Annotated in this window: 7 protein-coding genes; 5 read left to right on the top strand and 2 right to left on the bottom strand. The window is 48.2% G+C overall.

Annotation, left to right across the window (positions count from 1 at the left end; translation table 11 throughout):
• Positions 1-785: 785 nt before the first annotated feature.
• The 5 genes from myaer_RS06860 to myaer_RS06840 all read left to right on the top strand — a co-directional run bounded on the left by myaer_RS06860 (position 786) and on the right by myaer_RS06840 (position 5,301).
• Entirely contained in the window at positions 786-2,654 is a 1,869-nt protein-coding gene (locus myaer_RS06860; RefSeq protein WP_046661532.1) for a cation:proton antiporter, read from the top strand.
• Positions 2,655-2,762: 108 nt separating this feature from the next.
• On the top strand, positions 2,763-3,017 hold the full coding sequence (locus myaer_RS06855) for a hypothetical protein (RefSeq protein ID WP_002761850.1): 255 nt from the start codon (positions 2,763-2,765) through the stop codon (positions 3,015-3,017).
• Positions 3,010-3,312, top strand: coding sequence for a DUF3181 family protein (locus tag myaer_RS06850; protein WP_046661531.1), 303 nt, complete (start codon positions 3,010-3,012; stop codon positions 3,310-3,312). Before myaer_RS06855 ends, myaer_RS06850 begins: the two co-directional genes overlap by 8 nt.
• 83 nt (positions 3,313-3,395) lie before the next feature.
• The gene (ald, locus tag myaer_RS06845; RefSeq protein ID WP_046661530.1) at positions 3,396-4,481 is read left to right on the top strand and encodes an alanine dehydrogenase; all 1,086 of its coding nucleotides are present in this window, start codon (positions 3,396-3,398) and stop codon (positions 4,479-4,481) included.
• Positions 4,482-4,521: 40 nt separating this feature from the next.
• Positions 4,522-5,301: an HNH endonuclease gene (locus myaer_RS06840; protein WP_046661529.1), complete on the top strand. Its 780-nt coding sequence runs from the start codon at positions 4,522-4,524 to the stop codon at positions 5,299-5,301.
• A 125-nt stretch (positions 5,302-5,426) separates the two neighbouring features.
• Here the strand turns inward: myaer_RS06840 and myaer_RS06835 are convergent, their stop codons facing one another.
• On the bottom strand, positions 5,427-5,765 hold the full coding sequence (locus myaer_RS06835; protein ID WP_046661527.1) for a XisI protein: 339 nt from the start codon (positions 5,763-5,765) through the stop codon (positions 5,427-5,429).
• 65 nt (positions 5,766-5,830) lie between these two features.
• On the bottom strand, positions 5,831-14,743 hold the full coding sequence (locus tag myaer_RS21915) for a pre-peptidase C-terminal domain-containing protein (RefSeq protein WP_080949718.1): 8,913 nt from the start codon (positions 14,741-14,743) through the stop codon (positions 5,831-5,833).
• Positions 14,744-14,758 lie beyond the last annotated feature (15 nt).

The following is a 14,758-nucleotide window of genomic DNA, read 5'->3' as shown; positions in this document are numbered from 1 at the left end:
AATAACTGATATATTAAAATATATGGTTGCCCAATCTCTAGCAGATATTCAAACAGCGATATCTTTGTGATAAAAATCTCTAGATGAGCAAACAAATGAAGATAGTTTACCTGAAAATTTGCCCACAGTTCACGCCCTTATAGATAACTTAATCGCTGCTCCCCTTATTAAGGGGGGATTAAGCTTAGGGTCGTTTCATTCTCTCAAATGTCATTCTCTCAAATTTTTATCTGGCAACGTTTTTAGTCGATTTCTCGGAATAAATATCTGAAAATTTTTCAAAACATCGCGCTTTGTAGGTTGATTCATGAATCAACCTACTATGAGAGCAAAAACCTGTACTCCCCTGCTCCCTAGCTTACCTCATAAGCGATTAAAGGTAGCAAAAAAAAGAATTAGATTCGGAGAATGAATCAGCCCTAGGATTAAGGGGGTATCTATCTTCAATTTAATTATAACCAGCTAGTTAGACCGATAAAACGCTTCTTAATTGAAATCAGTTGTCTCTCTTATTCTTTGTGTGATAAGTTTAACTTATATAGTAGCGATCTTTGTGTCCTTTGTGTCTGGAGTGGTTCGTTCCACTCACTCGCCCGCAAGACTGCATCTTAGAATACATTTTACCCACCAAAACCAGCTTAGAAAACGGGTTTCTTTGAGAAACCCGTTTTCTGGAATATGCTTATTTCCTCCCGACCGGGCCAGAGCGGGAATCAAAACTATAATTAGAATGATTAAACCCCAACTATAACCCCGCCTCGATAGCCGATAACCGATCGCTAAACATGGATCCATCTTTCGCCCTTACCCTGCAAATTGTCATCACTGTGGTGGCGGGGATTACAGCCCAAGTCATTGCCGAATACCTGAAAGTTCCCAGTATTGTCTTCCTGCTCATTTTTGGGATTGCTTTAGGGTCCGATGGTTGGGAAATTCTACACCCACAAAGTCTGGGAATTGGCTTAGAAGTCCTTGTTGCTCTCTCTGTGGCGATTATCCTATTTGAAGGCGGTTTAAGCCTGAGCGGACGGGAATTAGGGCGAGTTTCTGGCAGTTTACGCAATCTTGTCACCCTCGGTACTTCCATCACTCTCATTGGTGGCGGTATGGCGGCCCACTGGTTGGGGGAATTTCCCTGGCCGATCGCATTTCTTTACGCTTCTTTAGTGGTGGTAACTGGTCCGACAGTGATCGGGCCTTTGCTGAAGCAAGTAGCCGTAGATCGGCGGGTGGCGACGCTTTTGGAAGGAGAAGGGGTATTAATCGACCCTGTGGGCGCAATTTTAGCCGTAGTGGTGCTAAATACGATTATTGATAGTCATGCCCGCCCCATGGAAATCATCACCGGTTTAACCCTGCGTTTAGGCATCGGGGCGGCGATCGGCATTGCTGGAGGCGGATTGTTAAGTTTTATTATAAAAACTTGCAATTTTCTGACTTTTGAGTTAAAGAATCTCGTGGTTTTAGCCGGAGTCTGGGGATTATTTGGTTTATCACAATTTAGCCGCAGTGAATCGGGGTTAATGGCGGTAGTAATGGCGGGAATCGTGCTAAAAGCGGCGGCCGTTCCCGATGAGCGGTTATTAAGGCGTTTTAAAGGTCAATTAACCACTCTTTGCGTGTCGGTACTGTTTATTTTACTAGCGGCGGATCTTTCGATCGCCAGTGTCATCGCGTTGGGTTGGGGCAGCGTCCTGACGGTGTTAGTCTTGATGTTGGTGGTACGTCCCCTGAGTGTGGCTCTGTGTACCCTAAAAAGTGACCTAAATTGGCGACATAAGCTATTTATCGCTTGGGTTGCCCCTAGGGGAATCGTTTCCGCCTCTGTAGCTTCTTTATTTGCCATTTTACTCACCCGTGCCGGTATTAATGGCGGTGAAGCGATCAAAGCTTTAGTCTTTTTAACAATTTTAATGACCGTTTTTATTCAGGGATTAACGGCGCGTTGGGTGGCAAAAGGGCTAAAAATCACTTCTTCTGCGGCAACAGGGGCAGTAATCGTCGGTTGTAATCCCCTAGGTCGCTTAATCGGTTGTTTATTCCAAGAACAAGGGGAAACCGTGGTTTTAATCGATACGGATGCCGCAGCCTGTCAGCAAGCAAAAGAAGAGGGTTTGACGGTGCTGCAGAGTAGCGCACTTGATACAAAAATACTACAAGAAGCTGGCATCGAATCCATGGGGACTTTTCTAGTTTTGACTAATAATAGCGAGGTTAATCTGGTTTTAGCCCAAAGAGCCGGCGAGGAGTTTCATCCCCCCCGGGTGTTGGCTGCCTTTGCGGGAACCCCTAACCCAGATAAAAATAAGGTTAATCAGGTTTTTCTGCCTAGTTTTTCGGTCAAGGAATGGAATCAGTATTTAGACGATAATCAGATTAAATTGGGTAAAACTATCTTTAAGGCCGATGATTTGAGCGAACAACAGACCAGATTAACTAAATTAATCGAAAATGGCGAACTGCTGCCCCTACTATTGCGTCGTGATAATTCCCTACAGGTAGTAACAGAAGGGGAAGAATGGCGCACAGGAGACGAATTAATTTATATTCTGCGCGATTTACGCCCACAACTGCTTAAACGTCTTTCTGGCACTGTCAGAACCCGTTTATCTTTAGAAATCTTACCCGAAGTGGAAATCGCCACCAGTAGATAAGTAATAGGACAAAATTAACTTCTTGGTGAGGATAGGCACTCTGGCAACTTAACTTAGCTAAAAAAAACGGTACACTGATAACTGATAATTGATAAATGATCACTGCTTATGCCTCCCCGTTGGCCCCGTCAACCCGACCGCAAAAACGATCCCGCTTTCCGACGTTTAGATGATCGCATGAATTTCGCCGTTCATGTGGCGGGTTTTTTAGCGATTAATTCAGGGTTGTGGTTCTTTCATATCATTAAATTCTCCGATTGGACTTGGTTAAATCTGTTCACGGGAATTTGGGCTATCCTATTGGTGGGACATTTGATTTATATAGCGGCGATCGCTAACTACTCGGTAACATCCCATGGCTAACACAACTCAGGACATCGAAAATCTGGCGGCCCAAATCGGCGACAATATCTACATTGACGTGGCTAAATGGCATCTCTATCTCCGGGAGGCCCATTTACACAGCGTCGTTGCCGAAAAAGTCTTCCCTTTACTCGAAAACGACAGCTTAAGCGAGAATGCAGTCATGTCTATCCTGCGTGAGATAAAAGTCACCCTCGGAGGTGGTCATCTGCAAGTTTCTCTAGCGGATTTGTTACCCAGCAAATGTCAGATAGATTTAATCGATTTGCTGGAAGAATACCAAAAAAGTTGCTAAAATTCCCCAATAGTATGCCTGATAACTGGCAGACTAGGACTAACAGGCTAAAGTAGTTAGAAATAGTCCCCCAGAAGCAAACTATGGAAATAGGTGTTCCCAAAGAGATTAAAGATCAAGAGTTTCGCGTCGGTTTAAGTCCTAGTAGTGTGCGTGTACTCAATGATCGCGGTCACAGGGTATTTGTGGAAACGGCCGCCGGATTGGGTGCTGGATTCAGCGATGAGGATTACCAAAAAGCTGGGGCCAAAATTGTGGAAAAAGCGGCCCAAGTTTGGGATAAACCGCTAGTTGTCAAGGTAAAAGAGCCGCTTAAGGCAGAATACGGCTTTTTAAACAAGGAAGCTCTCCTATTCACCTATTTACACCTAGCGGCCGAGCGCTATTTAACGGAAGCATTAATCGAGTCGGGAACAACTGCGATCGCCTATGAAACGGTCGAGCTTGCCGATGGTCGTTTGCCTCTCTTAACTCCCATGAGTGTTATTGCCGGTCGTCTTTCGGTGCAATTTGGGGCCCGCTATCTGGAAAAACAACAGGGAGGTAGGGGAGTTTTACTGGGGGGTTTCCCCGGGGTGAGTCCTGGACAAGTGGTTATCCTTGGCGGTGGTGTGGTGGGTACGGAAGCGGCCAGAATTGCCATCGGTATGGGGGCAAAAGTAACTATTTTAGATATTAACGTCGAGCGCTTGGCCTATTTAGAGACTTTATTCGGTTCGCGGGTAGAATTGCTTTATAGCAGCTCGGCACAATTAGAAAATGTGGTTCCTAGGGCCGATTTATTGATTGGGGCAGTGCTAGTCTTAGGAAAACGAGCGCCGACGCTGGTTTATCGCTCTTTAGTCGCCAAAATGAACCCTGGTTCTGTAATTGTCGATGTGGCAGTGGACCAAGGCGGCTGCGTGGAAACCCTGCGGGCCACTTCCCACAGTCAACCGACTTACTTGGAGTCGGGAGTAGTACATTATGGAGTGCCTAATATGCCTGGAGCAGTACCCTGGACGGCAACCCAAGCTTTAAATAATAGTACCCTACCCTACGTTATTAAATTAGCCGACCATGGGTTAAAAGCCTTGGATCAAGATGTTTCCCTCGCTAAGGGGTTAAATGTCGCCAATCATCGCTTAATTCATCCAGCAGTGCGCGAAGTTTTTCCCGATTTGATTTGAGCAGTAATTTGAGGGCTGATGGTGGTATTTTTTAGGGGTTATGACTAAGAATTTATGGACAAGGGATGAGCTGCTGATCGCTCTCAATTTATACTATAAATTTCCCTATGGACAATTCCACACCAATAATCCTGTTATTATCGAAGTCGCTCAAAAGTTACAGCGAACACCATCGGCCCTGGTGATGAAATTATGTAATTTTGGTTCTCTCGATCCCAGGCATCAATTGCGAGGAGTACAGGGGTTAAAAGGTATCAGTAAAGCTGATCGACAAATCTGGCAGGAGTTCGAGGATAACTGGACAGAATTAGCCCTAGAAAGTGAGGAAAAATTACAAGTTCTTTTAGGAGTTATCAACGAACAGCAAGAGGATTTTACTAGACTTGATTTTTCGGAAAATATCAAAACAGAAAACGAGGCAATCAGAAAAGTTAGAATCGGACAAAACTTTTTTAGAAAGACAATTTTAGCCCTATATAACTATCGTTGCTGTATTACAGGAAATCCCATTCCTCTGTTACTAACAGCTAGTCATATATTACCCTGGAGTCAATTTCCCGAACAGCGTTTAAACCCTCATAATGGCCTGTGCCTAGCTCGTACTCATGATACTGCTTTCGATCGAGGTTTAATTAGTTTCGATGAGGATTTAAGATTAATTATTGGCCATGAGATCGAAAAAAAGGCTCAGGATCAAGGTAGCGAGACGTTAGCACTAAATTTTATCAACTATCGCGGTAAAACTTTAAATGTTCCCGCTCGCTTTTCACCAGATTTGGATTTTTTAAACTATCATCGCTATCATATATTTCAGGGTTAAAAGTACGATAATGTCAATTAAATTATCAATTGCATTACTTTGTTTATAATTGAGTTTGTATAAAACACTTTTGTAATTTAAGCTTGTGTATAAAGTTTTATGTATAGATTCAACATTTTTGGTCACTAAGCCACAGCAAATCGCGTATATTTGCGTACTTTAGGATAACGAAAACCCAGGACTATATCTTCTTTGGAAATACCTGCCTCCATCAAATCAGTAGCTATACCTTCCTCCGTTTCATCACATTGAATCCAGACTTTATCGACAACCAAGCTAAGGTGAATTGGCGTTGCATGGAGATACTTATTACCACTCCAACCGAAATCTAAAACTAGATAATGTCCTCGTTCATCATCAAATATAACCTGAGAAGTGTAGCCATCAGGTAAAGTAGTACGATAGTTAGCATGATTCTGGAGAACAGTCTTAATAATACCTTGATATTTTAATCGGGTATCCATTGCACGATTACCTCACTTTCATCATCAAAGACAATTAAAAGGGGAGAATTAATCCCCCCATCAATTTAGACAAAGAAACTATTGACCGCAATAGTGCCGAGCGCCGGTAAAGTACCCGTTAACCCGGTGAGATTAATCACCAAATCATTAGCACTTTGGAAACCCGCCGTACCGTCGTTGATAATTAGGTAAGTAGAAGAACTATTGTCCCGCACTAAAACAGCACTGTTAATTCCGAGAGCTTGATTTCCGGCTGTTGCCCCATTAGCATCGGTAAAGACGTTAGTAACCATGGTGTTAATATTGGTCGTGGTACTATCTGTTGCCCGGGTAAAAGCGACCGGGGCATTAATTGCCGCACCAGATTGACTAAGCAGGTCAATTTTATCAGTACCAATAGCAAAATCCGTAACTCGGTCTAGGGCTGTCGAGGTGGACTGACTAAACTGGAAGATGAAGATGTCTGTCCCCACCCCACCGGTTAAAGTATCGATTCCAGCAGCACCATTGAGGCTATCGTTACCTAAGTCACCAACTAGAATATCATTGTCCAGAGTACCGGTGAGAATATCATCGTTTGATGACCCGATAATCGGTTCTGGGACGTTAGCAGAAACCGCTAGAATACCTAGGGAGGGATTACCAATCTGATTATCACCATTAAAGTCTTGTTGGAAGTTGGTTTCTTGGGTGAATGCTTCCGATGAGTTTAATCCCCACCATCCGTTTGAAGATTGCCAATTCCAGTTACTATCTAAAGTCCACAAGTGGAGATGATTACTATCGTTATATTTCCATAAAATTTGATTGACTCCGTTGACGGTTTCTGCTGCTAAGGTTTGCCAACCAGGGTAGATATTTGTGGTAATCTGAGTCCCCCCATTTTTAATAGCAGTGGGGTTGTTATTGCCAATTTGTGCGTAGAGGTTATTAGTCGCGTCTTGGACTAATTTGGTGTTACCAAAGGTTTCGATTGGGGTGTAGGGTGAACCAATGATTCCATCACCGTTAAAGTCTTGTTGAAAGTTGGTTTCTTGAGTAAAAGCTTCCGATGAGTTTAATCCCCACCATCCGCTTGAAGATTGCCAATTCCAGTTACTATCTAAACTCCACAAGTGGAGATGATTACTATCGTTATATTTCCATAAAATTTGATTGACTCCGTTGACGGTTTCTGCTGCTAGAGTTTGCCAACCAGGGTAGATATTTGTGGTAATCTGAGTCCCTCCATTTTTAATAGCAGTGGGGTTATTATCGCCAATTTGAGCATAGAGGTTATTAGTCGCGTCTTGGACTAATTTGGTGTTACCAAAGGTTTCGATTGGGGTGTAGGGTGAACCAATGATTCCATCACCGTTAAAGTCTTGTTGGAAGTTGGTTTCTTGGGTGAATGCTTCTGGGGAGTTTAATCCCCACCATCCGGTGGAAGATTGCCAATTCCAGTTACTATCTAAAGTCCACAAGTGGAGATGATTACTATCGTTATATTTCCATAAAATTTGATTGACTCCGTTGACGGTTTCTGCTGCTAGAGTTTGCCAACCAGGGTAGATATTTGTGGTAATCTGAGTCCCTCCATTTTTAATAGCAGTGGGGTTATTATTGCCAATTTGGGTGTAAAGTTTGTTAGTTGTGTCTTGGACTAATTTGGTGTTACCAAAAGCTTCAATTGTGGTGTAGGGTGAACCAATGATTCCATCACCGTTAAAGTCTTGTTGGAAGTTGGTTTCTTGGGTAAAAGCTTCAGTTGAGTTTAATCCCCACCATCCGCTTGAAGATTGCCAATTCCAGTTACTATCTAAACTCCACAAGTGGAGATAATTACCATCGTTATATTTCCATAAAATTTGATTGACTCCGTTGACGGTTTCTGCTGCTAGAGTTTGCCAACCAGGGTAGATATTTGTGGTAATCTGAGTGGCACCATTTTTGATGGCGATGGGGTTATTATTGCCAATTTGTGCGTAGAGGTTATTAGTTGTGTCTTGGACTAATTTGGTGTTACCAAAAGCTTCGATTGGGGTGACACTGGTATCATCATTTTGAATGGCTCCAGTGGCAGTAGCAGTGGTAATGGTAGCGCCGTTGGTGGCATTGGAGAGGGTGACGGTAAAGTTTTCGTTCAGTTCTACCGTTGTATCTCCCTGAACGTCAACAGTAATTACCTTACTGGTTTCTCCCGGGGCAAAACTCACTACCCCACTGGGTAACACTCCTCCGACAAAATCGGCAGCGTTAGCGGGAAAAGTGCCAGTGCCGGTAACTGCCCAGTTGACGTTATTGCTTCCGGTGGTGTTATCCGCACGAGTGACGGTGAAGGTAAAGGCCTTGCTGCCACTGTTGCCCTCGGTTTGACTGGCACTGGTGGCAGAAATTGCTAGGGTAGTCCCTGTCGGCAACGCCACTAGGACGGGTTCAATGGCGATGGAGTATGCGATCGCCAGTTGGCCGGAGGGTTGACTAACTCGAAGTTGATAGACCTTACCGGGTTCTGGAGTCGGGGTGGTGAGTTGCAGGGAACCAGCGCCAGTTTGGGTAGCCAGGGGGGTATTGAGGTTACTGGGGTCAAACAGTTGGGCGGTGGCGGTAGCATTGCCAGCAATGTGAACAGTGACGGATAGGGGAACCAGTTGACTCACCTTGGGCAGGTTGAATTTAAACCAATCGGGAGTGGTGGAATCGACTTGTAAGCCGGTAAACCAGTTGTTTTGAATGATAGTGCCGAGATCGACCGCTTTGGCGGCGGTATTATTGCCCCTGGCCCAATCGTTGCTGTTTTGGACAGCACCGGGGGCGTTAATGGCGAGGGTGTAGTTGGGAATGGGTTGGCCGGTCGTCGTGGGACTGTTGACCAGTAATAGATATTCTTTATTGGCCGCTAATCCCGATAGGTTAAAGCTGGCTTGCCCGTTGCTGGCGGTGGCGGTTTTCAGCGCCGTGGTCCGGTTATCGGGGTCGAAGAGGGAAACCGCTAGGCTTTGGCCGCTTTGGGGGGTGAAGGAAACAGTGAGGGTGTTGCTGGTGGCACCGGCTTGGGAAAGGTTAAAGCGGTAATAGTCTTGATCGGCGGCGTTGGGAAGGCTGAGGTTCGTAAAGCGATGGCCGCTACCGGTTAAGGTGTTGAGGTTAAAGGCGCGGGCGGCCACGTCGTTGCCTTCGGCCCAATCCTGTAGGAGGGGGTTGCGGGTGCTACTGCCGCGGGTGGTAAAGGCGTTGAGGAAATTTGTCCAGCCGGTGGCGTTGAGGAATTGCGAGTTGCGGCCGAGGTAACCGGCATCGATCGCCCCGCTGTCGGGAAAATAGACCGAGAGACCCTGAACGTTGCGTTGGTCGGCGGTTTTATCCACCACTAGGTTACGCAGGGCGGTGAGGGCGTTATTGGCGGCGGTTTTGAGATTGGCGGGAAGATTGCTGTTGGCGCTGGTGGCGACGGCTTGGAGGAACTGACCTAAATCCCGGTAGTAGGGGGCGGGGTAGAAGCTGTTGGCGAAATCGCGGGCATCTTTGATCGCGTCCCAAGTGGCATTACTGGTGAGGGCGACGGCGGCGTCGGTAAAGGTTTTGACGCTGGTGACGAGGGTGTTGAGGGCAGAGGTGCTGGTGGCGGAGAGGGTATCCCAACCCCGACGGTCGCCTTGGTGTTGTTGTTGGTAGCTGGCGATGAGGCTATTGGCCAGATCGATGGCTTTGACTTCGCCGGGGTTATTGATCAGGGCGGCGAAGGCGGTGGTGTAGTCGTAGCCGGTGTCTTCGGCGGCTTCCTGAGAGGCGACAAAAATTTCGGCGTGGTTGCGTACCATATAGGCAACTTCCGCCATAGCCATTAAACAGGCATCAAAAGCCAACAGTTTGAGGGAGAAGCTGGGATCGGCGTTTTTGACGTTTTGGAGGGCGGTGTCGAGTTCGGTACTGTAGAGGCGATCGGCACCGGTATTGGCGGAGGTGCCTTCGTTATCGACGTTAAAGCCTCCGAGTTCGCCGTTGCCGTGGTTCCACAGGATCAGTCCGTAGTTATTGGCCGGGGCGGCGGATTTGGCGAGGTTGATAAATTCCGTCAGGGTAGCGGGATCGCCGGAGTTTTTCTCGTCTAGGAGGGTGAAGGGGGTGGCGACGCGCTCTAAATCGGTGTCGGGTTGGAGAATGGCCCAGCCGGCGGTTCCCCAAGCGGTTTGATTGGCGGTGGCGTAGGGTCGGTTGGCGGTTTGATCCCAGAAGACGGCGATTTTGACGTTACTGGGCAGGGAGGCGGCGGCCAGTTCCATCTCGTTGATGTCGTTGAAGGCGGATTCAGCGAGGTCACTGCCGGTCATATAGACGAAGATCGTCCATTCGTTTTTGGTGTTGGCGGCGTTGGTGGGCGCGTCGATGTAGAACTGGTAGTTGTTGGTGGCGTTGCTGTTGCCGATGACCCGCGCGTAGTAGGTGCCGGCGATTTCTCCGGCGAGGGAAAGGGTTTCTCGGTTATTGGTGGCGCTGGAGAGGTTGGCGGTTTTGTAGGGGGTGGTCAGGTTGCTGGCCCGATAGAGTTCTAGTTGTAGGTCGCCCTGGGCGTGTTCAAATTCGACGCTGAGGAAGTTGGCGGCGGTGCTGGTTTGGGTGGTGGTGAATTTAAACCAGTCGTTGTCTCCTTGATGGATGGTGAGTCCAGGGATACTACGGAGGTTACTGATGCGATCGAGGTCGGTGGCGGTGGCGGCGCTGTTGTTGGTTTCGAGGTAGTCGGAGAGGATGGGGGTTTGAGTGCCGTTGGGGGCGCTGAGGGTGAGGGTGTAGTTGGGGTTGGTGGCGTTTTGGTAGCCGAGGACTTGGACTTGATAAGTACCGGCGGCGAGGCCGTCGAGGCTAATTTCTTCGTAGTTTTCGGTGGTTTCGGATCGTCCCTGCACAGTGGTGCCGTCTTGGTTATAGAGGACGAGATCGAGGTCGCCGAGGGCGTGGTTGAAGTCGATGCGGAGGTTATGACCGGCTTTGCCGACGCTGGTGGTTTTGAATTGGAACCAGTCTCGATCGCTGGCGGTGTGGATGGAGAGGGCGCTGAGGGAGGTTACGCCTTCGACGGTTTTGAGGTCGTAGGGTTTGCTGGCGGTGTTGTCGGTGGTGGCTTCTGTCCAATCCCCGGCGGTGTCTAGAACAGGGGGAGCGTTAAAGACCACGTTATAGTTCGGGTTGGTCGCACCGTTAACGCCACTGACTCGTACTAGGTAATCCCCTTTGGCTAATCCGGCGAGGTTGATCTGTTGATTGCCACTGTTGCCCCCAGTGCGATCGACTAGGAAGGTTCGGTATTGGCTCTCGGTGGTATTGGTGTCGGTGTTAAAGACTTCAAAGAGTTCGAGTTGTAAGTTTCCTAAAGAGTTATCGAAGTTTAAACCGACATATTGTCCGTCTTGCCCTTGACCCGATAATGTGAATCTGAACCAGTCTTGATCAGTGGCGGTGTCGATGGAAAGATCGGGGATGCTTGTTAGATTTTGTCCTAAAGATTTTATTTTTATTTGATTCAGAGACTCTATATTTAGCCACCTAAGTATAGAAGCACGAGGATTATTAGTTCGGCTGGCCAGTTGAACGAGTATCCCCACTTCATCGCGGGAAAGTGTTACCGTTCGGGGGGAAGAGCTTTGTTGGGGTGTACGGCTACTTTGGGGAGAAGCTTGTACGGAGGATGTCCGTCTTTGTTCTACTCGTTTTTGATTTCGGGATAATCCTTCGTGATAATCTCTATCTGTAATCATTGCGGCAGTCCAAGCTGCTTCGCTATAAAAAGTTTGCGTCCTACCGGTGTAGGGACTCGTATAGGTGTATGTAGGGGTTGGAAATAGGTTTTTCCCACCGCTAACCGCCAAATCCCGCAACTGATAAGCATCCTTCGGGCCATTGGTCGCGCCTTCCAAAGCGTCGGCTACCAAGTCAGGAATCCCCTGCACCGTGAGGCTGTAGTTGGGATTGACGGCGCCGGACACTTTGACGTAGTAAGCGCCGGGGTCGAGGTTCGCAAGGGAAACCTGCTCCGAGTTTTTATCGGTATTGGACTCCCTTAATTTAGTCCCCGATGCGTTAAAGAGTTCGAGGCGCAGATCCCCCTCTTGGTGATTAAAATCAAGGTTGACAAACTGATTAGCGGCGGTGCGTTGCTTGACCTGTACCTTAAACCAATCCTCATCCGTCGTGGTGTGAATCGAGAGGCCGCTGAGGGCCACACTACCGTCAATATTCCGCAGATCATAGGCCAGCGTTAGGGTATTGTTCGGCTGACTACGCTTATCCAGCCAATCCGCCTCCGGGGTTTGGGGCGCGTTGATCGAGAGGGAATACTCCGGATTCGTCACCGAACCGGTGGCCCCGTAAACCCGCACCACATAGGTTCCCGCCGCTAACCCAGCCAAAGACACCGACTCCCGATCGCCCTGGGTGTCAGAGGTTAACACCGGCGTGGATTGACCTTCCCGGTAGAGTTGCAACTGAAGATTCCCCAACTGGTGATCGAAGGCGATGCTCACCTCCTGACCCGCAAGACCCGTACCAATGGTCGTAAACTTAAACCAATCCTCATCGCCGCCCTGATGGATGGATAGCCCCGAAAACAGACGAGACCCGTCAATTGTCTGAAGATCCGTCGCCGTGGCGCGGGTATTATTCGCCTCCGCCCAATCCGCCTTACTGACACTAGGATCGGGCGCGTTGAGGGAAAGCTGATAACTGGGATTAATCGCGCCGTTATAACCCGTCACCTTCACCAGATAAGTTCCCGCCCCTAGGGGTTGATTACTGGTGTTAACCAAATTCAAGCGCTCAAAATTATTGGTGGTTTCCGACTTGCCTAACAGAGTCGTGCCATTGGCAGCGTAAAGCTCAAGCTCCAAATCCCCCAGGGTATGGTCAAAGTCAATTTGTAGATAATCCGTGGCGCTGGCCGTCGCCAAAGTCGTGAACTTAAACCAATCCACATCCGTCGCCGTGTGAATCGAGAACGGCTCCCACGTTTGTAAACCCTGCACCGTCCTCAGATCCCGCGCCGTCGCCGCCGTGTTATTGGCCGCCAGCCGATCCGCCCAATCCCCCGCCGCATTCACCGGGGCGCTGATGGCCACACTATATTCTGAATTTGTCGCCCCGCCATAGCCATAGACCTTGAGGAAATAGACCTCCGCGTTGCGGCCATTGAGGGAAATGCTCTCCGTGTTCCCTACTCCCTGGGAAGAATCCAGAAGGGTCGTCCCATCAGAAGCGTAAAGCTCAATGTCCAAATCCCCCTGCTGGTGGTTGAAAGTAATACCCGCCGCGTCAGATACCCCGCCCTTAGCGTCAATCTCGAAGCGGAACCAGTCCGTGTCGTTGGCGGTAATCGATAAATTGTCCCGATTAAACTGACGGTCAAGCTTGCCCAAGTTGGTCGCCCGACTGATCGCGTTGTTATTATCGGAGCCTTCCCCCCAGTCCGCCGTTACCCCAGCAAAGGGCGCGTCCACTGTCAAGGTATAGCTCGGATTGACCTCCCCATTGTGACCATAAACCCGCAAATAATAAGTCCCGGCACTCAATCCCTTTAAGTCCACCGAATGGGCGTTGGCGACCCCCTCCGAGGTTTTGAGTAGGGTGTTAGAGCTATTGTAAAGCTGTAGATCTAGATCCCCCAGGGTGTGGTCAAAACTAATGGCCGCATAATGTCCCTGCTGACCGGCGCCGGCGATCGTGAACTTAAACCAATCCACATCACTACCGTTGTGAATCGAGAGAAACTCCTCGGGATCAGTCCCCAAGGTGACCACCTGCCGCCCCTGTTGGGAGGGCGCAATTTGATTATTCAGGTTATAGGCCGTCGAAAAACTATTATTCGACTCAAAGCTATCCGCCCCGTTGGCTAAAGGTGCGCTAATGGTGAGGTCGTAGTTGGGGTTAGTGGCGTTGTTATAACCCAACACCCGCACAAAGTAATCGCCGCTAGTCTGCCCCTCCAGGGAAATACGCTCGCTATTAGACGTTCCTGCCGAACTGAGGATACGGGTACCGCTACTGTTATAAAGCTCTAGGTCAACATCCCCCAAACTGTGATCGAAGGTAACGCTGACAAAATCATTAGCCGTTCCCCGACTCGGTAAATTGAACTTAAACCAATCATTATCACCGGCGGTAATAGACAGATTTTGCCAGGTTTTGAGGGGAGACGTGCGGAGATTGCTTAAATCCTTCGCCACTGCCCGCGTATTATTGGCTTCAAAAATATCATCCCCAGGGGTATTGACGACTAGGGAATAATTGGGATTGACGGCACTATTAAAACCTAACACCCGCACAAAATAAGTACCCGTTCCCCGGCCCGCTAGACTGATAGACTCAAAATTACGGGTTCCCTTGGATTCCCCAATTTTGTTACCGGCGCTGTTGTAAAGCTCAATATCCAAATCCCCTTGGATATTATCCAGCGCAATGCCGACAAAATGCCCCTCGACACCGGTTTGCTTGAGGTCAAAACTAAACCAATCCTCATCGCTGGCCGTGTGGATGGAAAGATTATTCCACTCTTTGTAGCCGCTCTCAGAACTCCAACCAAAATTCTTTAAGGCCTTAGCGGCGCTTCGGGTGTTATTGCTTTCAAAGCTGTCGCTCTGAATCCCCGAAGTCGTTCCGGGCGCGTTGATAATTAAATCATATTCATTCGTTTGCCCAAGCCAACTGTAAACCGCCGCTCGGTAGGTACCTTGGGGCAGTCCCCAGAGGGATATATACTCCCCGTCGGTGTTATTGGCCTCGTAGGTAATCAGACGACCTTGGTTATCATAGAGGGCTAAATCTAAATTCCCCTGGGTGTTATTAAAATCAATGGCGATGTAATGATTATTGTTAGTCTGCCCTGTAATCGTAAAAGAAAACCAATCCTGATCCGTGGGGGTATGGATAGACAGATCATTTTCCCGCTTAAAGCCCGCAACGGTTCCCAAGGACGTTGGCGTTGTTCCAAAATTATTAGACCTCTCCAAAAATTTATAAGTCAG

It is taken from the genome of Microcystis aeruginosa NIES-2549 (assembly GCF_000981785.2).
Lineage (GTDB): Bacteria > Cyanobacteriota > Cyanobacteriia > Cyanobacteriales > Microcystaceae > Microcystis > Microcystis aeruginosa_C.
This window is presented reverse-complemented; position numbering and strand designations above follow the sequence as displayed.

Bases quoted from the DNA above. Each gene is read 5' to 3' on its own strand.
- myaer_RS06860 (WP_046661532.1), top strand. From the start codon at position 786: ATGGATCCATCTTTCGCCCTTACCCTGCAAATTGTCATCACTGTGGTG.
- myaer_RS06855 (WP_002761850.1), top strand. From the start codon at position 2,763: ATGCCTCCCCGTTGGCCCCGTCAACCCGACCGCAAAAACGATCCCGCT.
- myaer_RS06850 (WP_046661531.1), top strand. From the start codon at position 3,010: ATGGCTAACACAACTCAGGACATCGAAAATCTGGCGGCCCAAATCGGC.
- ald (WP_046661530.1), top strand. From the start codon at position 3,396: ATGGAAATAGGTGTTCCCAAAGAGATTAAAGATCAAGAGTTTCGCGTC.
- myaer_RS06840 (WP_046661529.1), top strand. From the start codon at position 4,522: ATGACTAAGAATTTATGGACAAGGGATGAGCTGCTGATCGCTCTCAAT.
- myaer_RS06835 (WP_046661527.1), bottom strand. From the start codon at position 5,765: ATGGATACCCGATTAAAATATCAAGGTATTATTAAGACTGTTCTCCAG.